This window comes from Kitasatospora paranensis, from assembly GCF_039544005.1.
In the GTDB taxonomy this organism is placed as follows: Bacteria; Actinomycetota; Actinomycetes; order Streptomycetales; family Streptomycetaceae; genus Kitasatospora; species Kitasatospora paranensis.
Genome location: NZ_BAABKV010000001.1, coordinates 4657143 through 4677800, shown reverse-complemented (window position 1 = coordinate 4677800; position 20658 = coordinate 4657143). Strand labels below are relative to the sequence as shown.

Sequence of the window (20658 nt, the reverse complement as noted above, 5' to 3'; positions counted from 1 at the left end):
ATTCGGAGGGGATTCGAGACCGTCCCGTCGCAGAAGCAGGACAAGACTTGGTCCCCACGGGGTACTCGTCACAGCGGGCGGCCCTCCGCCGCCCGCAACGCGCCACGGCAGGAACACGAAGGACGTGCAGAGATGACGAAGACCGCCCCCGGCACGGCGGCCCCGGCGACGGCCGCGGGCCTCGTACCCGGCCAGCGCACGCCGGCCGGCCCGTCGGCCGCCCCCGCCGCGGCGTCCGCGCCGGGCCTGCTCGCCACCGTCCTCCGGGCCTTCGAGGTGGCCCGCGGCCTGCCCCGCCTGCGTCCCGTCGCGGCCCGCCCGCAGGAGTCGTACGGCGAGGTCGACGGGCAGTAGTCCCACCCGCGCCGCCACCTGTCGGGGCACTTGACGCGGCCTCGATCGAAGTGCACTTCAAAAGAGCAGAGTTGACGGAGCGGCCGATCTCCGTGGTGATGATTGACGGGTCCCGCTCACCAAAGCGTGGATCCGTTCACACTTTCGTAGGATCATCACCCTAGAATTCGCGCGTGACGATGACTCAGTGGTACGCGGTGGCAGCCGCCGTCCTCGCCGTCCTCTCCCTGACGGCGGCCGCGAGATACCGCGCCGTCACCGTCACCCTGCGCCGGCGGCTCGCCGAGCAGCAACGCGAACTCGACGGCCTGCGCACCGTACTCGACGCCGAACTCGCCCGCCGCGGCGCCGAGACCGCCGCCGTCCAGCAGGAGCAGGAGCTCACCGCCGCCACCCAGCGGGCCTTCCTCAGCGTGGCCCGCCGCATCCTCGTGATGGCCCACGACCAGCAGGCCGGGCTCGACGAGATGGAACGCACCCACGACGACCCCGCCCTGCTCGACGGGCTGCTCAAGGCCGACCACGCCGCCGCCCAGCAGGCCAGGCTCGCCCAGACCCTCGCGGTGCTCTGCGGCGCCCGCGCCGGCCGGCACTGGCCGGAACCGGTCGCGCTCGAGGACGTGGTACGCGGCGCGCAGTCCCGGATCCTGCCGTTCCAGCGGGTGGTGGTGCGCAGCCGGCTGGAGACCGCCGTGGTCGCCGCCGCCGCCGAGGCGCTGATCCACGCCGTCGCCGAGCTGCTGGACAACGCCACCCGCTACTCGCCGCCCAGCACCCAGGTGTTCGTCACCCTGATCCCCGTCCACAACGGCGCCGTCATCGAGATCGACGACGCCGGGGTCGGGATGCCCGAGCAGGCCGTCGAGAAGGCCGCCACCGCACTGGCCGGCGGCAGCGGGCTGGAGGTCTCCCGGCTCGGCGAGGTGCCCCAGCTCGGCCTCGCCGCGGTCGGCCGGCTCGCCGAGCAGTACGGGTTCCGGGTCACGCTCAGCTCCGCGCCTTCCCCGTACGGCGGTGTCCGGGTGGTCGTCCTGCTGCCGAACGCCCTGCTCACCGAGCCGCTGCCGACCTCCGCCGGGGGCCAGCCCGCCGACGGGGCCGTGCCGGCAACCGCCGCCCGGCGCACCGCGCCGCCCGCCGGGGCGCGCGCGGCCGCCGCCCGCGGGGCCGAGGACGGCGGGGCACCGACCGGCGGACTGCCGCGGCGCACCAACCGCCGCCGCAGCTCCCCCATGGAGGACGACGAGGCCCGCCCGCGGCCGGCCGCCGCGCCGGAGCCCGCCGCGCCGCGCTCGGCCCGGGAGGCCCAGGCCTTCATGGCGCTCTTCCAGGCCGGGACGGCCGACGGCCGCTCGGCCAGCGGCACCCACCGGCTGCCCGACCTCCCGGCCGAACCCGTCCCGGGGCCGGCCACGCTTCCCGCCTCCCCCAACAGCCCCAGCGCTCCGGAGACCTCAATGACCACCAATCCTGATCTCGGCTGGCTTCTCACGGACATCCTGACCGTTCCCGAGGTCCAGCACGCCGTCGTGGTGTCCAACGACGGGCTGGAGATCGGCCGCAGCTCCCGGATCGACCGGGACGACGCCGAGCGGCTGGCCGCTGCCTGCTCCGGCCTGCAGTCGCTGGCCCGCGGCGTGGCCCAGGGCTTCGGCGGCCGGACGAGCACGACCCGCCAGATCGTGGTCGAGTACGGCGGGGGCTACCTGTTCATCGTGGCCGCCGGTGCGGGCGCGCACCTGGCCGTGGTCACCGGCGAGGCCGTCGACGCCGGGCTGGTCGCGTACCAGATGCAGGTGCTGGTCGAGCGGATCGGCACCCACCTGACGAGTCCGCCCCGGGTGGAGCAGGCGGCCGGGGACGCGCGATGAGCGGCCCCGTCCGGCCGTACGTGATCACCGGCGGCCGGAGCCGGCCGAGCCGGAACGTGCTCGCGCTGGAGAGCCTGGTCTCCACCGTGCCCGGGGCCGACACCACGGGGGCCGAGCTCAACCGGGAGCACCAGCGGATCCTCGCGCTCTGCGGGCGGCTCCTGTCGATCGCCGAGATCGCCGCCCACCTGCACCTGCCGCTCAGCGTGGTGAAGGTGCTGGTCGGCGACCTCTGGGACATGGGCGCCGTCCAGGTCCTGCCCCCGGCGACCGCCGTCCACCGGTCGCCGGGCTCACCGCAGGCCGACCGCCTGCCCACCACGCTCCTCGAGGAGGTGCTCGTTGGCCTCCGCCAACTCCGTTGAGCCCGTCTACCTGCCCGCGACGGTGCAGGGAGCCGTCAAGATCCTGGTCACCGGGCCGTTCGGGGTCGGCAAGACCACGCTGGTCGGCTCGCTCAGCGAGATCACCCCGCTGCGCACCGAGGAGGCCATGACGGTCGCCGGGGCCGGGATCGACGACCTCACCGGCCGGCCCGACAAGACCACCACCACGGTCGCCCTGGACTTCGGCCGGATCACGATCAGCCCGCAACTCGCCCTCTACCTGTTCGGCACGCCCGGCCAGCAGCGGTTCTGGCCGCTCTGGGAGGACCTCTCGCGCGGCGCGCTCGGCGCGCTGGCGATGGTCGACGGCCGCCGGATCGAGGAGAGCTTCGAGGTGCTGGGCCGGCTGGAGGAGCAGAACATCCCGTTCGCGGTGGTGGTCAACCTCTTCCCCGACACCCCGGACCACCCCGAGGACGAGCTGCGCGCCGCCCTCGACCTGCTGCCCGAGGTGCCGATCCTGCGCTGCGACGCCCGTGACCGGCGGGCCGCCTACGACGTGCTGATCGACTTCGTCGCCCACCTGCACGCCTCCTCCGTCCTGGAGCTCCAGACATGACCGTCCCCGCACCGGACTCCCCGGCCGCCCCCGCCGGCACCCCGCCGCCCGGCTGCCCGATGCACCAGGGCGGCGGCGCCCCGCTGTTCGGGCCCGCGGTGGCCGCCGACCCGCACGGGCTGTACGCCCGGCTGCGCGAGCGGCACGGCCCGGTCGCCCCGATCGAGCTGGAGCCGGGGGTCGAGGCCTGGCTGGTCATCGGCTACCCGGAGCTGCTCGAACTCACCCGCAACGAGCAGCTGTTCTCCAAGGACTCGCGGCGCTGGCGGGTGCCGGCCGAGGGCCGGCTGGCCGCCGACTCCCGGCTGCTGCCGATGACCGCCTGGCGCCCCACCCTGCTCAACCTGGACGGGGCCGAGCACCAGCGGCTGCGCGCCGCCGTCGCCGACACGCTGGCCCGGATCGACCACCGGCAGCTGCGGGCCGCCACCGAGACCGCCGCGAACTCCCTGATCGACGGCTGGGGGCCGGACGGCACCGCCGACCTGATCGCCCAGTACGCGCGCCGGCTGCCGCTGCTGGTCTTCACCCAGCTGCTCGGCCTGCCCGCCGAGGCGGGGCCCCATCTCATCGAGCTGATCAGCCACTTCGTGGACTCCAGCGAGAAGTCGGTGCGGGCCAACGCCGAGTTCCAGGCGATCCTGGTCGACCTCGTCCGGCAGCGCCGCGAGCGTCCGGGCGCGGACCTGACCTCCTGGCTGCTGGCGCACGAGGCGGGCCTGAGCGACGAGGAGGCGGTGCACCACCTGGTGGTGATCCTGGTCGCGGGCAACGAGACCACCATCAACTGGACGGGCAACACCCTGCGGCTGCTGCTCACCGACCGCCGCTTCCGGGCCACCCTCACCGGCGGCCGGCTCAGCGTCTCCGACGCGCTGGACGAGGTGCTGTGGCGCGACCCGCCGACGCAGAACTTCCCCGGCCGCTGGGCCACCGGCGACACCGTGCTCGGTGGCCAGTACATCAGCGCCGGCGACATGCTGGTGCTCGGCCTGGCCGGCGCCAACGCCGACCCCTCGGTGCAGGGGGCGGGCGGGGTCGGCGGCAACCGCGCCCACCTCGCCTGGGGCGCCGGACGGCACGTCTGCCCCGCGCAGCACCCGGCGCGGCTGATCGTCGAGACCGCCGTCGAGACCCTGCTGCACCGCCTGCCCGACCTCCAACTGGCTGTTCCCTCGAACGAACTGGCCTGGCGCCCGTCACCCTGGTCGCGGGCCCTGGTCGAGCTGCCGGTGCTCTACAGCGCCTTCTCCCCGCCCCGCCCCGCCGCACCCGAAAGGCCGACATGGACACCGCCGACCGTCCCGCCCCCTCGGACTCGACCCCTTCGGACGCGATCAGCACGGCGAGAACGCCCGGCTCCGCGCGGCCGGGCCTGCGGTCCCTGTGGAGCTCCCTGGCGGGGTGGTGGTCTGGGCGATAACCCACCACGACACCCTCCAGCGGCTGCTCGCCGACCCGCGGGTCGGCAAGAACGCCCAGCTCTGGACGACGTTCCGGGAGGGCCGGCTGCCCGAGGGCTGGCCGCTGCTGAACTTCGTGACCGTGCCGGGCATGGTGACCGCCGACGGCGCCGACCACCGGCGGCTGCGCGGCCTGGTCAGCCAGGCGTTCACGCCCCGCCGGATCGCCGAGCTGGCGCCCGCCATCGAGGCCCGCTCCGAGCGCCTGCTCGACGAAGTGGCGAAGCTCTCCGGCGACTTCGACCTGCGGGAGCACTTCGCGTACCCGCTGCCGATGCAGGTGATCGGTGAACTCCTCGGCCTGGAGCGCGCGCAGCAGGACGAGCTGCACGAGCTGTCCGACACCCTGGTGAGCAGCTCCGCGACGCCGCAGGCCGCGATCGCCGCCCAGCAGGGCCTGTTCGGGCTGCTCGGCGCGGTGGTGGCCGCCAAGCGGGAGCGACCGGGCGACGACCTGACCACCGACCTGATCGCGGCCCGCGAGGAGGGCGACCGGCTCACCGAGCAGGAGCTCGTCGGCACCCTGCTGCTGATGCTGGTCGCCGGGCACGAGACCACGCTCAACCTGATCACCAACGCGGTGCGGGCCCTGCTCGCCCACCCGGACCAGCTGCGCCTGGTGCTGGCCGGCGAGGTGCCGTGGTCGGCGGTGGTCGAGGAGACGCTGCGCCACGACTCGCCGGTCGGCCAGTTCCCGCTGCGGTACGCGATCGAGGACATCCCGGTCGGCGACGTGGTGATCCCGCGCGGCGACGCGCTGCTCGCCTCGTACGCGGCGGTCGGCCGGGACGAGGCGCACTACCCGGACGCGGACCGCTTCGACGTCACCCGGCAGCCGGTGAAGCACCTGTCGCTCGGGCACGGGCCGCACTTCTGCCTCGGCGCGGGGCTGGCCCGGCTGGAGGCGGAGACGGCGCTGCGCGGCCTGTTCGGCCGCTTCCCGACGCTGGCGCTCGCGGACGGCCCGGCGCCGGAACCGATCGCGTCCTTCGTCAGCAACAGTGTGCGGACCCTGCCGGTGCGGATCGGCTGAGCCCGCGGATCGCCCCGGGCCGCCGGTCAGCCCGGGGTGATCCGGCCGTGCACCAGCCGCACCAGCGCGGCGTGCACGTCGTCCAGGCTGCGTTCGGGCTGGAAGGCCAGCCAGTCGAGGGCCACCACGAGCACCATCCCGAACAGGGCCGAGCTGGTCAGCTGGGTGTCGAGGTCGGCGGAGAGCTGCCCCTCGCGGACGGCCTCGTCGAGCACGCCGGCGACCACCGCGACGGCGCCGTCGCGCATCATCCGCAGCGAGTCGTGCCACGTCCGGTTGGTGCGCCAGGTCTCCGCGACGAACAGCTGCGCGAAGGACGGGTAGGCGGCGATGAAGACCAGGCCCGCCCGGATCATGGCGTCCACGCCCTCGATCGGCGGGCGGCCCTCGGCGGCCTGCCGCAGCGAGTCGGTGAGCAGCCCGGTGCCGTGCTTCAGCAGCCCCTCGAACAGCTCGGTCTTGCTGGCGAAGTTGTAGTAGACGGTGCCCTTGGCGACCTGGGCGCGCTCGGCGATCTCGTCCACGGTGGTGGCCGAGAACCCCTGCTCGGCGATGAGGGTGACGGCGGCCTCGTACAGCTTCTGCCGGGTCGCGTCGCGGCGAGTGCTCATGTGGTGCTTCCGGGTGGGTGGGAATGGGGCCGGGCGCGCGGATCGTACCGCGCGCCCGGTCAGGGCTCGGCCGGCGCGTCAGAGCGACAGCTCCGGGTGCAGCCTCGTCATCGTCCACATCTGCCGGCCGCGGGCGCACAGCGCGGTCAGCGCCAGGGCGCCGGCCCAGAAGGCGGCCAGCACGGCGCAGCCCGTCCAGACCACGCCGAGGTCGCCGCCGCTGATCAGCCGGCGCAGGCCCGCGACGACGTACGTCATCGGCAGGTAGGGGTGGATGGCGTTGAAGAATCCGGGGCTGGACTCCACCGGGTAGGTGCCGCCGGCCGAGGTGAGCTGGAGCATCAGCAGGGCCAGCGCGAGCAGCCGGCCGGCCGGGCCGAAGCGGGCGTTCAGCCACTGCATCACCGCGGTGAAGCAGAGCACGGCGAGCGCGAGGTAGCCGATCACGCCGGCGGTGCGCGCGGTGTGCAGGCCGAGCCCCCAGTGCAGGACGGCGAGCAGCGCGGCGGCCTGGGCGAGCCCGATCGCGGCGGCGGGCAGCCAGCCGGCGAGCGCGGCCCGCCAGGCGGGCGCGTTGGCGGCCAGTGCCCGCGGAGCGAGCGGCCGCAGCAGCATGTAGGTGACCATCGCCCCGACCCAGAGGGCCAGCGGGATGAAGTACGGGGCGAAGCCGGTGCCGTAGTTGGGGGCCTTGTGGAGCTCCTGCCGGGCGAGGGCGACCGGGTCGCTCATGGCGCCGGCACGGGCGGCACGCTGGCCGTCGGTGTAGTCGGGGATCCGGCCGACGCCGTCGTGCAGCCCGGTGGCGAGCCGGTGGCTGCCGTCGGCGAGCTGTCCCAGGCCGCCGTCGAGCTGTTCGGCGCCGTCGGTGAGGTCGCCGATCCCGTCGGCGAGCCGGCTGTTCCCGTCCGCGATGCGGCCGGTGGCGTCGTCGAGGGACCGCATGCCGCTGGAGAGCCGGTAGAGCCCGCCGGACAGGGTGCGGGCGCCGTCGTCGAGCCGGCCGAGGCCGCTGTCGAGGGTGCGGACGCCGGTGAGCGCGTCGGCGGTGCCCTGCTTGAGCCGGGCGGCGCCGTCGGCGACCTGGTGGGCGCCGTCGTCCAGCCGGTGGATCGCGGCGACCTTGGCGTCGAAGTCGTCGGCGAGGCCGTTGACGGCGAGCTCGCGGGCGAGCTTCTCCACGGTGGCGGCGTCGGCGGCCCAGCCGTCGAGGGCGGGCACGGCCTGCTGGACGACGGCGTCGACCCGCTCGGCAACGGTGACCAGGCGGTGCCCGAGGTCGGCGAGGCGGGCGTCCAGGGCGCACTGGGCTGCGGTGGTGCCCGGGCCGGGTGCGCCGCCGGGGCACTGCCGGGCGTACGCCTGGTCGAGCTGGGCGGCGAGCGAGCGGGCGTCGGCCACGTTCTGCGCGGAGCGGGCGGGCAGGTCCTTCAGGCCGAGCGAGACCTGGTGGGCGGCGTCGGCGGTGAGCCTGGCGGCGGCCTGGATCTGGTCGGCGTACCGGTGCAGGAGCGGGGAGAGGTCCTGGGCGAGCGGATCGACCTGGTCGGTGAGCTGCCGGGTGCCGTCGGCGACCTGGCGGGCGCCCGCGGACAGCTTGGCCATGTTGTCGTCGATCAGGGCGAGTCCGGCGCCGAGGTCGCCGCTGCCCTGCTTGGCCGTGTCGAGCCCGTCGGCGAGCCGGGCGGCGCCCGCGGCGGCGTCGGCGGTGCCGCCGTCGAGCCGGTCGGCGCCGGACTTGGCGGCCGCGGTGCCGTCGGCGAGCCGGCCGGCGGCGTCCTGGGCCTTGCGGCTGCCGTCGGCGAGCGCGGCGGAGCCGGTGCGGGCCCGGTCGGCGCCGGCGTCGAGCTGCGCGGCGCCCTGGGCGGCCTGGGCGGTGCGGTCGTGCAGGTCCGCGAAGCCGACGAAGATCCGGTCGTAGAAGGCGGCGGAGGCCTTGGCCGAGGCGGCGGCCCTGACCTCGCTGAAGACCGTCCGGGAGATCGAGCCGACGATGTAGTTGTTGGAGTCGTTGGTGCGCACCTGGAGGGTGCCGGGCGCCGGGTGGTCCGCGTCGCTGCCGGCGATGTCGCGGCTGAAGTCGGCGGGGATGGTGAGGGTGAGGTAGTAGCGGCCGGAGGCGAGGCCCTTGGCGGCGTCGGCGGCGGTGGTCGGCTGCCAGCCGAAGGTGTGGCTCTGCCGGAGCTTCTCCGCGAGGTCGTGCCCGGCGTCGACGCGGCTGCCCTGCACGGTGACCGCGCGGTCCTCGTTCACCAGTGCGACCGGCAGCCGGTCGAGCCGGCCGTACGGGTCCCAGAAGGACCAGAGGTAGAGCGCCCCGTAGAGCAGCGGGAGCAGGAGCAGGGCGACCATGGCGGCTCGCGGCAGGCGGCTGCGGGAGAAGCGGCCGATCTCGAACCGGGCCAGGCTAAACGCGCGCATCGACGGTCTCCTCGGCGGGGGCGGTCTCCTCGGCAGAGGCGGCGTCCAGGTGCAGGGTCAGGTCGGCTTGCCCGGTGCCCGGTCCGCCGGTGGTGGTGGCGAGCACGGTGACGCCGGTGTCGGCGACGTCGCGCAGCATCGCCCAGGCGGCGTGCCGGTCGTCCTCGGCGAGGCGTTCGCCGACGTCGTCCGCGCAGACCAGCCGGGGTTCGCCGAGCAGGGCGAGGGCGGTGCCGAGCCGGAAGCGGTCGAGTGCGGAGAGCTCCTGCACGGGGGTGCGCAGGTCGTCGAGGGCGAGGCCGGCGGTGGCCAGGGCGTGGGCGGTGCGTGCCTCGTTCCGGCGCCGGGCGCGGGGGCGAACGGGCGGGCGTGCAGCAGGTGGCGCTCGCGCAGGTGGGTGGCGACGGTGAGCGCCTCGTCCGGCGGGTTCACCCCAGGGACGGGCCCGAGCGCGGCGATCCGGCGGACTTTCGCCGCCTGGGCGGGCAGGGCGAGGCCGGCCACGGCGGCGGTGCCCGCGGTGGGGCGCATCCGGCCGGCGAGCGTGAGCAGCAGCGCGGTGCGCCCGGAGCCGGGGGCCCGGTCAGGGCGACCAGGGCGCCGGGTTCGGCGGTGAGGCCGACCTCCCGGTAGACCCAGCCGCGCGGGCCCCGTAGTGACAGGGCGTCCGCGGTCACCGCGGCGCCGTCGTGCCGGTCGGCCATGACATCCCCCATTTGGACTGACTGGTCAGTCTAAATTCTAGGCCCGGCCGCACCGCCTTCCGTCCACCTGCCGTGTGAGATGGGTTACCGGCGAGCGCGACCGCCGCGACGCCTGCCCGCCCTGCCGACCGCGGAAACGGTCGAACCGCCCGTCGGTGACGGGCGGTTCGATGGGGACCGGGTCGGCGGGGCGGCACCCGGCGGACGCCCTACTGCATCAGCCCGTTCGCGTCCGCATAGCCGAACGGGGTCGCCAGGCCGTCGTACCGGCCGGTCCGGTACAGCTCGGCCGCGCCGTCCCGCAGCACGCCGTAGGCGGCGAGCGCCGGGGCCGGTCCGAGGCTGATCCGGGCCACGCCGAGAGCGGCCAGTTCGGCGACGGACGGCGCGCCCGGGCCGGCGAGCACGTTCAGCGGCGCCGGGATCGCAGCGGCCAGCGCGGCGATCGTCCCCGGGTCGCGGACACCGGGCACGAAGATCCCGCTCGCACCCGCCGCCAGGTACTCCTCGGCCCGCCGGACGGCCTCCTCCAGACGCCCCTCCGGCTCGCCCAGGCCAAGCAGGAAGCCGTCGGTCCGGGCGTTGACGTACAGCGGCACGCCGGCCGCGTCGGCGGCCGCGCGGGCGGCGGCGATCCGCTCGGCGTGCTCGGCCGCGTCGCGGGTGCCGTCCTCCAGGTTGACGCCGACCGCGCCGGCGGCGAGCACGGCCGCGACCGTCGCGCCGACCTCGGCCGCGGTCGTGCCGTAGCCGCTCTCGATGTCGGCGGTGACCGGCAGGTCCACCGTCCGCGCCACCCGGCCGATCAGCGCGACCGCGTCGGCCAGGTCGAGGCCCTCGTGGTCGGGTACGCCGAGCGACCAGGAGGCGCTGGCGCTGGCGGTGGCGATCGCCGGGGCCCCGGCGGCGGCGACCAGCCGGGCGCCGAGGGCGTCCCAGACGTTGGCGAGCACCAGCGGCTCGCCGCGGCGGTGGAGGTCGTGGAGGAGTGCGGCCTTGTCCTGCTGCGTCGTCATGGGTACCGGCCTGTCGGGTGGTCGGGGCGGTGGAGGGGTCGGCGTCCGGTGCGGGCGTGCACGGCGCGGACGGCGGGTCAGGCCTGCTTCGGCGCGGGGCTCATCCGGGAGGCGATGGCGATCCGGTTCCAGGAGTTGATCGCGATGATCAGCGCGATCAGCTGCGCCAGCTCCTGCTGCTCGAACTGCTTGGCCGCCTCGTCGTACACGGCGTCCGGCACATGGCCGTCGGTGACCAGGGTGACCGCCTCGGTCAGGGCGAGCGCGGCCCGCTCGCGGGCGGTGTACCAGGGCGCCTCGCGCCACGCGGGCAGGGTGTGCAGCCGGTGCTCCTGCTCACCGAGCTTGCGGGCGTCGGTGGTGTGCATGTCCAGGCAGAAGGCGCAGCCGTTGATCGCCGAGGCGTGGATGCGGACGAGTTCGGCCAGCAGCGGGTCGATCCCGGCCCGCGCGGCGCGGTCCAGGTCGACCATCCGGCGGTAGAAGTCGCCGGCCTGCTCGGGGAGCGAGATGCGCTGGACGGGGGCGGGGACGTAGGCGGTGTCGTTCGTCGTCATGCCTCCACCCTAGGGGCGCAATGGCCCGCGCCTGTGGTTCATTTGATGCATGGAATCGTGGGCCACTTTCGGTGGCGACCTGCATCTGGACCTCACCGCCGGACGCTCCCGGGGCCTCGGCCTGCGGGCCGCACTGGAGGACGCGCTGCGCGAGGCCGTACGGGCCGGACGGCTGCCGGCCGGCACCCGGCTGCCCTCCTCGCGCGAGCTCTCCCGCGATCTCGGGATCGCCCGGAACACCGTCGGCGAGGCGTACGCGCAGCTCACCGCCGAGGGCTGGCTGGCCGCCCGGCAGGGGTCGGGCACCCTGGTCGCCGAACGCGGCAGCCCCTCGCAGCCCGCTCCCGCCGAGCCGCCGCAGCGCACCCCGGCCGTCCGCTTCGACCTGATGCCCGGGCGGCCCGACGTCTCGCGCTTCCCCCGCGCGGCCTGGCTCGCCGCGGCCCGCCGGGCGCTGGCCACCGCCCCGCACGAGGCCTTCGGCTACACCGACCCGCGCGGCCGGATCGAGTTGCGGCGCGCGCTGTCCGACTACCTGGCCCGGGTGCGCGGGGTGCGGATCGACCCGGAACGGCTGCTGGTCTGCTCCGGCTACGCCCAGGGACTCGGCCTGCTCTGCGAGGCGCTGCGCCGGCAGGGGGTGTCCATGGTGGCCGTCGAGGAGTACGGGCTGCCGCCGCAGCAGGAGGTGGTGACCGCCCGGGGGCTGGCGACCGTGCCGCTGCCGCTGGACGCCGGCGGCGCACGCACCGACCTGCTGGCCGGCAGCGGCGCGGGCGCGGTGGTGCTCACCCCCGCGCACCAGTTCCCGACCGGTGTGCCGCTGCGCGCCGCCCGGCGGGCCGCCGCCGTCGGCTGGGCCCGGGCGAGTGGCGGGCTGGTGGTCGAGGACGACTACGACGGCGAGTTCCGCTACGACCGGCAGCCGGTCGGTGCCATGCAGGCCCTCGACCCGGAGCGGGTGGTGTACGCGGGCACCGCCTCCAAGAGCCTGGCCCCGGGCTGCGGCTCGGCTGGCTCGCCCTGCCCGCCGACCTGCTCGCCCCGGTGCTGCGGCAGAAGGAGCTCGCCGACGGGCAGTCCGGGGTGATGGACCAGCTGACCCTGGCCGAGCTGATCACCTCCGGCGCCTACGACCGGCATGTGCGGCGCAGCCGGCTGCAGTACCGGCGCCGCCGGGACCGGCTGGTGGCGGTGCTCGCCGAGCGGGCGCCGGAGGTCCGGGTGACCGGGATCGCGGCGGGGCTGCACGCCGTCCTGGAGCTGCCGCCCGGCTCGCTGGACGAGGAGGAACTGCTGCGGCACGCCGCCTGGCTGGGGCTCTCGCTGAACACCCTCGGCTGGTGCCGCACGCCCTCCGCGGCGCCGCCGGCCCGGCGCCCGCCGGCCCTGGTGATCGGCTACGGCACGCCGCCGGACCACGCCTTCGAGGCGGCGCTGGACGCGCTCTGCACGCTCGTGCGGCTGTGAGCGGGGATCAGCCGTTCTTCCGGGCGCCGATCTCGAACAGCAGGATCACGAAGCCGGCGAAGGCGTGGGTGGCGACCATGTAGATCGCGGCGCGGATCCAGACCCGGCGGTCGGTGCGCCGGCCTGCGTCGGTGGTGGGCTTGACCATGTCCGTCCTCCTGGGGATCGGGGATCAGATCCTCGGCGAATCGCCGAGGCAGAGTTCGCCGCCGGGGCTCTGCAGCAGGGTGTGCAGGAAGAGCAGCTCGACCCCGGCCGGCGACTCGGCGGCGATGCAGTGCGGGGTGAGCGAGTCGAAGTGCGCGCTGTCGCCCTCGTCGAGCAGGTGGACGCCCTCCCCGAGGGTGAGCCGCAGCCGCCCGCGCAGGACGTACAGCCACTCCTCGCCGGGGTGGACCCGGACGACGGCGTCCTGGACGCTCGGCGGGACGTGCACGCGCAGGGCCTGCATGGCCCGGCCCTGGGCGCCGGCCCGCCGGTAGCCCCAGCCGCCGGCCCGCCCCGGTTCGATCGCGCCGCCGCGGACCACCGGGTCCGGCTCGCCGGGCTGTTCGCCGAGCAGGCCGGCGACGGTGGTGCCGTAGGCGCGGGCCAGGCCGAGCAGGACGGGCAGCGAGGGCTGCCTGCGCCCGGTCTCCAGCCGGGAAAGATACGCTGGGGAGAGGCCCACGCGGGCGGCGGCGCCCTCCAGCGTCAGCCGGCCGGCGAGCCGGTGCTCCCGCAGGCGGGCTCCGAGGCCCGCGACCTCCTGGTCGTCCGTCATGGGACCAGTCCACACCCGCGCTGCCTCCGGGGCAAGAAACGTGCCTCAGGGGCAAAATCCCCGGGATCCGGCTACGGGCGCGGGATGTTCCGCAGGTTGGAGCGGGCCAGGTCGATCATCCGGCCGACGCCGCCGGACAGCACCGTACGGCCCGCGGCCAGCGCGAAGCCCTTCACCTGGGCCGCGGTGATGTGCGGCGGGATGGAGAGCGCGTTGGGGTCGGTGACCACGTCCACCAGCGCCGGGCCGGGTCGCTCCAGCGCCTCGGCGAGCACCTCGCGGACCTTGGCCGGGTCGGTGACCCGCTTCGCGGGGATGCCCGCCGCCCGGGCGATCGCCGCGTAGTCGACGTCGCCGTTGTCGACCTCCCACTCCGGGTAGCCGCTGACCAGCATCTCCAGCTTGATCATGCCGAGCGCCCCGTTGTTGAAGACCACGGTCTTCACCGGCAGCCGGTGCCTGGCCACGGTCAGCAGCTCGCCGAGCAGCATGCTCAGCCCGCCGTCGCCGGACATCGAGACCACCTGCCGCCCGGGGAAGGCGAACTGGGCGCCGATCGCGTGCGGCAGCGCGTTCGCCATCGAGCCGTGCAGGAAGGACCCGATCACCCGGCGGCGCCCGTTCGGCGTCAGGTAGCGGGCGGCCCAGACGTTGCACATCCCGGTGTCCACGGTGAACACGGCGTCGTCGGCGGCGACCTCGTCCAGCACCGATGCCACGTACTCGGGGTGGATCGGCGTGTGCCGCTCGATGTCCCGGGTGTAGGCGCCGACCACGTTCTCCAGGGCCCGTGCGTGCCGGGTCAGCATGTCGTCGAGGAAGCCGCGGCCGGTCTTCTGCGCGAGCAGCGGCAGCACCGCCCGCAGGGTCGCCGACACGTCGCCGTGGACGGCGAGTTCGAGCGGTGCCCGGCGCCCGAGCCGGGTCGCGTCGTGGTCGACCTGGATCACCCGGCGCTGCGGCAGGAACGAGTCGTACGGGAAGTCGGTGCCCAGCAGCAGCACCAACTCGGCTTCGTGCAGGGCCTCGTGGCAGGCGCCGTAGCCGAGCAGGCCGCTCATCCCGACGTCGTACGGGTTGTCGAACTGGATGTGCTCCTTGCCACGCAGCGAGTGGCCGACCGGGGCCTGGAGGGCGGCCGCGAGCTTCATCACCTCCTCGTGCGCGCCGCGCACCCCGGCGCCGCAGAACAGCGCGACCGTCCTGGCGGAGTCCAGGGCGTCGGCGAGCGCCCGGACCTGGCTCCACGGCGGGGCGGCCACCGCCTGCTCGGTGAGGAAGTGGCTGTCGCCGGTCGGGCCCGCGGCGGGCTGCGCCGCCACGTCCCCGGGGAACACCAGCACCGCGACGCCGTGCGCGCCGAGCGCGTGCTGCACGGCGATCCGCAGCAGCCGCGGCAGCTGGGCGGGGTTGGAGACCATCTCGCAGAAGCCCGAGCAGTCGGTGAACACCCGTTCCGGATGGGTCTCCTGGAAGAAGCCGGTGCCGATCTGGCCGGACGGGATGTGCGAGACCAGCGCCAGCACCGGCACGCCGCTGCGCTGGGCGTCGTAGAGACCCTGGATCAGGTGGGTGTTGCCGGGCCCGCAGGAGCCGGCGCAGACCGCGAGCCGGCCGGTGAGCTCGGCCTCCGCGGCGGCCGCGAACGCCCCGGCCTCCTCGTTGCGGACGTGCACCCAGGAGATCCCCTCGGCGCGCCGGATGGCGTCCACCACCGGGTTCAGACTGTCGCCGACGACGCCGTACACCCGCTCCGCACCGGCCTGGCGGAGCACCTCCACCATCTGCTCGGCCACACTGCCCACCACAACCGCCTCTCGCCGACCGGCCGCACGACCTCACCACCGTGCGACGGCCGGCACCGCCCGGCACCCGGGCGGCGGCGAACGGGTGAGGGCCGGCCCGCCCTCACTCCGCCTGGAGGTGCTCCACCGGCGGGGGCGCGGGCGCGTGCACGCCCGCCTGGGCGTGCCGGCGGGCGGGCTCCCGCCCGGGCGGCTGCACGCAGCGCTCGGCCGGCGCCTCCACGGCCGTGGTGGGACGCTCCACCGGCACCCCGGACTCGACGGTCAGCGCCTCGCCGTCGTGCAGCACGGTCAGCACCTTGCCCCGGCGCAGCGTGTATGTGGTCACCGCGTGCGTGATCTCGACCCGCAGCAGTGCGTCGCGGACTTTCAGCGCGAACGCCAGCCGCCGCAGGCCGGAGGGCAGCCGCGGCCGGAAGGAGAGCTTGCCCTGCCGGTCCCGCAGCCCTCCGAAGCCGGCCACCACCGCGATGCAGGCCCCGGCCAGCGAGGCCATGTGCAGGCCGTCCCCGGTGTTGCCGCCGAGGTCGTGCAGGTCCATCAGGGCCGCCTCGGCCGTGTAGTCGTAGGCGAGGTCGAGCTGGCCGACCTCGGCGGCGATCACCGCCTGGGTGCAGGCCGAGAGCGAGGAGTCCCGGACGGTCAGGCGCTCGTAGTACGCGAAGTTCCGGGCCTTCTGCTCGTCGGTGAAGGCGTCACCGCGCACCTGCATGGCCAGCACCAGGTCGGCCTGCTTCACGACCTGCTTGCGGTACAGGTCGAAGTACGGATAGTGCAGCAGCAGCGGGTAGTTGTCGGCGGGTGTCCGCTCGAAGTCCCACAGCTGGTGGTCGGTGAAGCCGTCGGCCTGCGGGTGGACACCCAGGTTCTCGTCGTACGGGATGAACATCGCGGCCGCGGCGTCCCGCCAGGCGGCGGCCTCCTCGGTGTCCACGCCGAGTCCGGCGGCCTCCTGCGGGTGCCGGGTGGCGGCCTCGGCGGCGGCGAGCAGGTTGGCCTGGGCCATCAGGTTGGTGAAGACGTTGTTGTCGGCGACGGCGCTGTACTCGTCCGGCCCGGTGACGCCCTCGATCCGGAACCGGCCGACCGCGTCGTGGTGGCCGAGCGAACGCCACATCCGGGCGGTCTCCACCAGCAGTTCGAGACCCCAGGCCCGTTCGAACTCCACGTCCCCGGTGGCGTGGACGTAGCGGACGACGGCGGCGGCGATGTCCGCGCCGATGTGGAACGCGGCGGTACCGGCCGGCCAGTAGCCGGAGCACTCCTCGCCGTGGATCGTCCGCCAGGGGAACACCGCTCCTGCCAGGCCGAGTTGGGCGGCCCGTTCGCGGGCCATCGGCAGGGTGGCGTGCCGCCAGCGCAGCGCCTGGTCGACCGCGGCCGGCAGGCAGTAGGTGAGCACCGGCAGCACGAAGGTCTCGGTGTCCCAGAAGCTGTGCCCGTCGTAGCCCGGACCGGTCAACCCCTTGGCGGGGATGGCCCGCTCCTCGCTGCGGGCGCCGGCCTGCAGCACATGGAAGAGGGCGAAGCGGACGGCCTGCTGCAGCTCGACGTCGCCCTCCACCTCGACGTCGCTGCCGGCCCAGAAGTCGGCCAGGAATCCCTTCTGCTCCGCGACCAGCCCGTTCCACCCGGTGTAGCGGGCGGCGGTCAGCGCCGCCTCCACCTGGTCCCGCACGGCGGGCAGCGAGCGGGTCGCCGACCAGCCGTACGCCATGAACTTCACCATCCGCAGCCGCTCGCCGGGGCGCAGCACGGTGGTGACGCTGATCCGGCACTGCTGCTCGGAGGACTCCGCGGTGGCCTCGAAGCGGTCCGGCCCCTCGATCAGGTGGTCCATGCCGGCGGCCACCCGCAGGCCGCTGTACCGGGTGCGGTTGACCAGCACCGCCTTCGTGCCGGACGCCTCGTGCGCCTCCGGCAGCAGCGGGGCCTCCAGCACGGCCGCCGCCCGCGGGTCGCGCTCGCCGTCCGGCAGTTGCTCGTTGGCGACCAGTTCGGACTGCAGGACGATCCGGACGGGGCCGTCGACGGCCTCCACGGTGTAGTCGACGGCGGCGATCGCCCGCTGGGTGAGCGAGACCAGTCGCGCGGAGGAGACCCGGACGGTCCGCCCGGCGGGCGAGGTCCACTCCGCCTCGCGCCGCAGCAGGCCGTCCCGGAAGTCCAGCCGCCGCTGGTGGCTGCGGAGAACGCCGTACCGCAGGTCGAACGGCTCGTCGTCGACCAGCAGTCGGATGATCTTGCCGTTGGTGACGTTGATGACGCTCTGGCCGGACTCCGGGTAGCCGTAGCCGCTCTCCGCGTACGGCAGCGGGCGCAGCTCGAACACGCCGTTGAGGTAGGTGCCCGGGAGCCCGTGCGGCTCGCCCTCGTCGAGGTTGGCGCGCAGCCCGATGTGGCCGTTGGAGAGTGCGAAGACGGACTCGGCGCGGGCCAGCCCGGACAGGTCGAGGCCGTGCTCGACGACGCCCCACGGGTCGACGTCGAAGGCGTCCTGGGTGCTCACGGGCTCTCCCCGGGGATCAGGTCGGCCAGGTCGCGGACGACCAGGTCGGCGCCGTGCGCCCGGAGTTCGTCGGCCTGGCCGGTGCGGTCCACGCCGACCACCGTGCCGAAGCCGCCGGCCCGGCCGGAGGCGACACCGGCCAGCGCGTCCTCGAAGACCGCGGCGTGCTCCGGCGGGGTGCCGAGCTCGCGGGCGGCGGCGAGGTAGGTGTCCGGGGCCGGCTTGCCCGCGAGCTTCTCGCGGTGCGCGACCACGCCGTCCACCACCACGTCGAAGAGGTCGTCGATGCCGGCCGCCCGCAGCACGTCACGGCAGTTGGCGCTGGAGGAGACGACCGCGCGCGGCAGCCCGAGGTCGCGCAGCCGGTGCAGGTAGGCCACCGAGCCGGGGTAGGGCCGGACGCCGTCCTCGCGGATCATCCGCAGCACCGTGTCGTTCTTGGCGCTGCTCAGGCCGTTCACGGTGCGGGCGCCGGCCGGGTCCTGCTCGGTGCCCTCCGGCAGCGTGATGTCGCGCGAGGCGAGGAAGGCCCGCGTCCCGTCCGATCGGGGTCTGCCGTCGACGTACTCGTCGTAGTCGGCGACCGGGTCGAACGGCACGTACGGCGCGCCGGTGCGGTCCGCCTCGGCGCGCAGGAAGGTGTCGAACATGTCCTTCCAGGCGGCCGCGTGGACGGTGGCGGTCTGCGTCAGCACGCCGTCCAGGTCGAAGAGGAAGGCTCGGGTGGTGTCCGGAAGGCCCAGCATGACTGCAAGTCTCACCCGCTTCGGCGGGGATATGCCGCCCATTCGCGGCGCGGCGTGTTGGCTGCGTCACGCGGCTGCGGGCGGCCGCACGGGGGCGACCGGCGGGGCGACCGGCGGCGCAGGACGGCGCGGCCGGGCCGGACGCTCGGCCCGGCCGCGGGCGCGGACGGCGGGCTCAGCCGGCGGGCTCAGCCGGCAGGGGCCCCGGCCGCCGTGATGATCGCGAACACCGCGCCCTGCGGGTCCGCGAGCAGGGCGATCCGGCCGACCGGGGTGTCGAACGGCGGGGCCAGCACCGTGCCACCGGCCTTCACCAGGGCGTCCGCCGTGGAGTCGGTGTCGTCCACCGCGAAGCACACCTGCCAGTGCGAGGGGCTCCCGGGCGGGTCGTTCTCCAGGCCGACCACGCCGCCCACCGGCCGGCCGCCGACCTGGAAGCCGTGGTAGCCGGGCATGCCCTCCATCGGGGCCACCTCGACGCCGAAGGCCGCGGTGTAGAAGGCGGAGGCGGCGGCGACGTCACTGGTGTGCAGGTCGTTCCAGGTGAGGGCGCCGGGTTCGTTCACGACCCCCGCGCCGATGAACTCCAGCGGCTGCCAGACCCCGAAGACCGCTCCGGTCGGGTCCGCGGCCACCAGCATCCGGCCGGTGGTGCCGACGTCCATCACCGGCATCAGGGTGGTGCCGCCGGCCGCGGCGACCGCCGCCAGCGAGGCGTCGGCGTCGTCCGAGGCGAGGTAGGTCGTCCAGACGGTGGGCGGAGCGGGCTCCCCTCGGCGGCCATCGCCGGGCCGATCCCGGCCACCGGGCGGCCGTTCAGCGAGCAGACCGCGTAGCCGCCGAACTCCGGCGGCCCGACCTCGCCCTGCCAGCCGAACAGGTCGCGGTAGAAGTCGAGCGCGGCCTGCTGGTCCTTGGCCATCAGGTCGACCCAGCACGGCGTGCCGGGCTTGTAGCGGGTGGTTACCTCGGGCATGGCGCCTCCCAGCGTGTCGGCCCCCGCCGCCCACCATGGCCGCCGACCGACCGGCCCGCCACCCGGGAGGCGGGCGGGGCACCGCATTCCGGATGGCGCCATCGATCCCGACCGCCCTCCGCTCCCTCCTGTCGCTGCGCGTTCGGAAACCGTCCGTACGCGTCGGACAGGTCTTGTAGGGTCATCTTCCGTACGGCGACCGGGGGGAACGTCATGCCGGATTCCGACCACCGGGCCGAGGCCACCGCCCTGCGCCGATTCCTGCGGGCCGATCCGGCCCACTGGCCGCAGCTGGCACCGCAGGTCGTGGACCGCGTCGGCCTCGAACGGCTTCGCCGGATCGTCGACGCCACCCGGGACCGGGTCGGCGGGATCCGCGAGGTGGCCGACGGCCCGGACGGGCTGACCGTCGGCGGACCGGCCGGACACGTCCTCGCCTGGGCACGACTCGACGACGAGGGGCGGCTCGCCGCCCTGCTCATCTCGCCCGCGCGCCCGGACCGCCGCGGCCTCCCACCGCCCCTCGTCCGCTGGTGCACCCCGGCCGCGTTCGCCCTGCTGCTCTGGCTCCGGGTCGTCTCCTGCTGGACGGCGACGGACGGGAGCGGCTGGGGAGGCTCGGTGCTCGGCCTCACCGCGGGCTACGTCCTCTACGAGGGGTACTGGGCCGCCGGCACGGACCCATGGTGGGTCCGCCGCCCCATCGAGGCGGGGGCCCTGGCTGCCCTCGGGTCCGTCTGGCGGCTGCCCCGGCTGCCGTGGGGCGACCACCGGATCCACCTCATGGTGGGAGCGGCCCTGGCCGTGGCGAGCGCGGTGGCCCTGGTGCGGTCCCGCCGGCACAGCTGGGGGACGGCGACCGCGCTGCCGCTGGCCGCGTTCCCGCTGCGCGGCGACTGGTACGTGGGGCAGGGCGGCGGCCGGGGCCTGAACCACCACCTGGCCGCACCGGAGCAGCGCGGCGCGGTCGACCTCGTCCAGGTCGGCAGCACCGGAACCCACCGCGGCGACCGCCGCGCGCTCACCTCCTACCCGGCCTACGGGGCGGCGGTGCACGCGCCCTGCGACGGGCAGGTGGCCGCAGCGGTCGACGGCCTGCCGGACCAGGCACCGGGCGTCCTGCGCTACGGGCCGCTGTACGGCAACCACGTCGCCGTCGACACCGGCACCGAGACCGTCGTCCTCGCCCATCTGCAGCCGGGCAGCGTCGCCGTGGCGGTCGGCGACCGGGTCCGCACCGGGCAATTCCTCGGGCGGGTCGGCAACTCCGGCAACAGCACCGAACCCCATCTGCACCTGCACGCCGAACGCGAAGGCCTGGGCCTGGACCTCGTGTTCGCGGATGTCGGCGGCCGACTGCACCGCGGCCGCACCGTCCGCGCCCGCACCGCGAACACCCTCCGCCAGTGAGCGG

17 protein-coding genes and 2 pseudogenes are annotated in these 20658 nt (G+C 75.1%); 7 read left to right on the top strand and 12 right to left on the bottom strand.

Features of this window, described 5'->3' with window-relative positions:
• Positions 1-132 precede the first annotated feature (132 nt).
• The 5 genes from ABEB13_RS22580 to ABEB13_RS40680 all read left to right on the top strand — a co-directional run bounded on the left by ABEB13_RS22580 (position 133) and on the right by ABEB13_RS40680 (position 5666).
• Positions 133-354 carry a hypothetical protein gene (locus tag ABEB13_RS22580; RefSeq protein WP_345706959.1) on the top strand — a complete coding sequence of 74 codons (222 nt, stop codon included), beginning with the start codon at positions 133-135 and terminating at the stop codon, positions 352-354.
• A 179-nt stretch (positions 355-533) separates the two neighbouring features.
• Entirely contained in the window at positions 534-2225 is a 1692-nt protein-coding gene (locus tag ABEB13_RS22575; RefSeq protein ID WP_345709777.1) for a roadblock/LC7 domain-containing protein, read from the top strand.
• Positions 2222-2590, top strand: a complete 369-nt coding sequence (locus tag ABEB13_RS22570; RefSeq protein WP_100889054.1) for a DUF742 domain-containing protein — start codon at positions 2222-2224, stop codon at positions 2588-2590. Before ABEB13_RS22575 ends, ABEB13_RS22570 begins: the two co-directional genes overlap by 4 nt.
• Entirely contained in the window at positions 2568-3170 is a 603-nt protein-coding gene (locus ABEB13_RS22565; RefSeq protein ID WP_345706958.1) for a GTP-binding protein, read from the top strand. The genes ABEB13_RS22570 and ABEB13_RS22565 overlap by 23 nt, the downstream gene beginning before the upstream one ends.
• Positions 3171-4337: 1167 nt before the next feature.
• A complete protein-coding gene (locus ABEB13_RS40680) occupies positions 4338-5666 on the top strand; it encodes a cytochrome P450 family protein (RefSeq protein WP_425559969.1) in 1329 nt (442 codons plus the stop codon).
• A 26-nt stretch (positions 5667-5692) separates the two neighbouring features.
• Here the strand turns inward: ABEB13_RS40680 and ABEB13_RS22550 are convergent, their stop codons facing one another.
• From ABEB13_RS22550 to ABEB13_RS22525, 6 genes are all read right to left on the bottom strand, one after another.
• Positions 5693-6277, bottom strand: coding sequence for a TetR/AcrR family transcriptional regulator (locus ABEB13_RS22550; protein ID WP_345706955.1), 585 nt, complete (start codon positions 6275-6277; stop codon positions 5693-5695).
• A gap of 78 nt (positions 6278-6355) precedes the next feature.
• On the bottom strand, positions 6356-8698 hold the full coding sequence (locus tag ABEB13_RS22545; protein ID WP_345706954.1) for a YhgE/Pip family protein: 2343 nt from the start codon (positions 8696-8698) through the stop codon (positions 6356-6358).
• Positions 8685-8969, bottom strand: a complete 285-nt coding sequence (locus tag ABEB13_RS22540) for an ATP-binding cassette domain-containing protein (RefSeq protein WP_345706953.1) — start codon at positions 8967-8969, stop codon at positions 8685-8687. The genes ABEB13_RS22545 and ABEB13_RS22540 overlap by 14 nt, the downstream gene beginning before the upstream one ends.
• Positions 8970-9126: 157 nt before the next feature.
• Positions 9127-9402: a hypothetical protein gene (locus tag ABEB13_RS22535; protein ID WP_345706952.1), complete on the bottom strand. Its 276-nt coding sequence runs from the start codon at positions 9400-9402 to the stop codon at positions 9127-9129.
• Positions 9403-9611: 209 nt separating this feature from the next.
• Positions 9612-10418, bottom strand: coding sequence for an isocitrate lyase/PEP mutase family protein (locus ABEB13_RS22530; RefSeq protein ID WP_345706951.1), 807 nt, complete (start codon positions 10416-10418; stop codon positions 9612-9614).
• 77 nt (positions 10419-10495) lie between these two features.
• Positions 10496-10975, bottom strand: coding sequence for a carboxymuconolactone decarboxylase family protein (locus tag ABEB13_RS22525; RefSeq protein WP_345706950.1), 480 nt, complete (start codon positions 10973-10975; stop codon positions 10496-10498).
• Positions 10976-11024: 49 nt separating this feature from the next.
• Between ABEB13_RS22525 and pdxR the strand changes: the two are divergent.
• Positions 11025-12445: pseudogene (gene pdxR, locus ABEB13_RS22520) on the top strand (MocR-like pyridoxine biosynthesis transcription factor PdxR).
• A 7-nt stretch (positions 12446-12452) separates the two neighbouring features.
• Here the strand turns inward: pdxR and ABEB13_RS22515 are convergent.
• From ABEB13_RS22515 to ABEB13_RS22490, 6 genes and pseudogenes are all read right to left on the bottom strand, one after another.
• Positions 12453-12593 (bottom strand): DUF6126 family protein, encoded by a 141-nt coding sequence (locus ABEB13_RS22515; protein ID WP_345706949.1) that lies wholly within the window; start codon positions 12591-12593, stop codon positions 12453-12455.
• A 24-nt stretch (positions 12594-12617) separates the two neighbouring features.
• Positions 12618-13208, bottom strand: a complete 591-nt coding sequence (locus ABEB13_RS22510) for a helix-turn-helix domain-containing protein (RefSeq protein ID WP_345706948.1) — start codon at positions 13206-13208, stop codon at positions 12618-12620.
• Between the two features lie 71 nt (positions 13209-13279).
• Positions 13280-15013, bottom strand: coding sequence for a pyruvate dehydrogenase (locus ABEB13_RS22505; RefSeq protein WP_345706947.1), 1734 nt, complete (start codon positions 15011-15013; stop codon positions 13280-13282).
• 103 nt (positions 15014-15116) lie between these two features.
• The gene (locus ABEB13_RS22500; protein WP_345706945.1) at positions 15117-17522 is read right to left on the bottom strand and encodes a glycoside hydrolase family 65 protein; all 2406 of its coding nucleotides are present in this window, start codon (positions 17520-17522) and stop codon (positions 15117-15119) included.
• On the bottom strand, positions 17519-18268 hold the full coding sequence (locus tag ABEB13_RS22495) for an HAD family hydrolase (RefSeq protein WP_345706944.1): 750 nt from the start codon (positions 18266-18268) through the stop codon (positions 17519-17521). Before ABEB13_RS22495 ends, ABEB13_RS22500 begins: the two co-directional genes overlap by 4 nt.
• Positions 18269-18456: 188 nt before the next feature.
• A pseudogene (locus ABEB13_RS22490) lies at positions 18457-19244 on the bottom strand (VOC family protein).
• Between the two features lie 213 nt (positions 19245-19457).
• Here ABEB13_RS22490 and ABEB13_RS22485 point away from each other — a divergent pair.
• A complete protein-coding gene (locus ABEB13_RS22485; RefSeq protein ID WP_345706943.1) occupies positions 19458-20654 on the top strand; it encodes a M23 family metallopeptidase in 1197 nt (398 codons plus the stop codon).
• Positions 20655-20658: the final 4 nt, after the last annotated feature.

Excerpts from the sequence above, each read along its gene's own strand:
- ABEB13_RS22485 (WP_345706943.1), top strand. The coding sequence starts at position 19,458 with ATGCCGGATTCCGACCACCGGGCCGAGGCCACCGCCCTGCGCCGATTC.
- ABEB13_RS22550 (WP_345706955.1), bottom strand. The coding sequence starts at position 6,277 with ATGAGCACTCGCCGCGACGCGACCCGGCAGAAGCTGTACGAGGCCGCC.
- ABEB13_RS22570 (WP_100889054.1), top strand. The coding sequence starts at position 2,222 with ATGAGCGGCCCCGTCCGGCCGTACGTGATCACCGGCGGCCGGAGCCGG.
- ABEB13_RS22510 (WP_345706948.1), bottom strand. The coding sequence starts at position 13,208 with ATGACGGACGACCAGGAGGTCGCGGGCCTCGGAGCCCGCCTGCGGGAG.
- ABEB13_RS22545 (WP_345706954.1), bottom strand. The coding sequence starts at position 8,698 with ATGCGCGCGTTTAGCCTGGCCCGGTTCGAGATCGGCCGCTTCTCCCGC.
- ABEB13_RS22495 (WP_345706944.1), bottom strand. The coding sequence starts at position 18,268 with ATGCTGGGCCTTCCGGACACCACCCGAGCCTTCCTCTTCGACCTGGAC.
- ABEB13_RS22535 (WP_345706952.1), bottom strand. The coding sequence starts at position 9,402 with ATGGCCGACCGGCACGACGGCGCCGCGGTGACCGCGGACGCCCTGTCA.
- ABEB13_RS22515 (WP_345706949.1), bottom strand. The coding sequence starts at position 12,593 with ATGGTCAAGCCCACCACCGACGCAGGCCGGCGCACCGACCGCCGGGTC.
- ABEB13_RS22530 (WP_345706951.1), bottom strand. The coding sequence starts at position 10,418 with ATGACGACGCAGCAGGACAAGGCCGCACTCCTCCACGACCTCCACCGC.
- ABEB13_RS22580 (WP_345706959.1), top strand. The coding sequence starts at position 133 with ATGACGAAGACCGCCCCCGGCACGGCGGCCCCGGCGACGGCCGCGGGC.
- ABEB13_RS22525 (WP_345706950.1), bottom strand. The coding sequence starts at position 10,975 with ATGACGACGAACGACACCGCCTACGTCCCCGCCCCCGTCCAGCGCATC.
- ABEB13_RS22575 (WP_345709777.1), top strand. The coding sequence starts at position 534 with ATGACTCAGTGGTACGCGGTGGCAGCCGCCGTCCTCGCCGTCCTCTCC.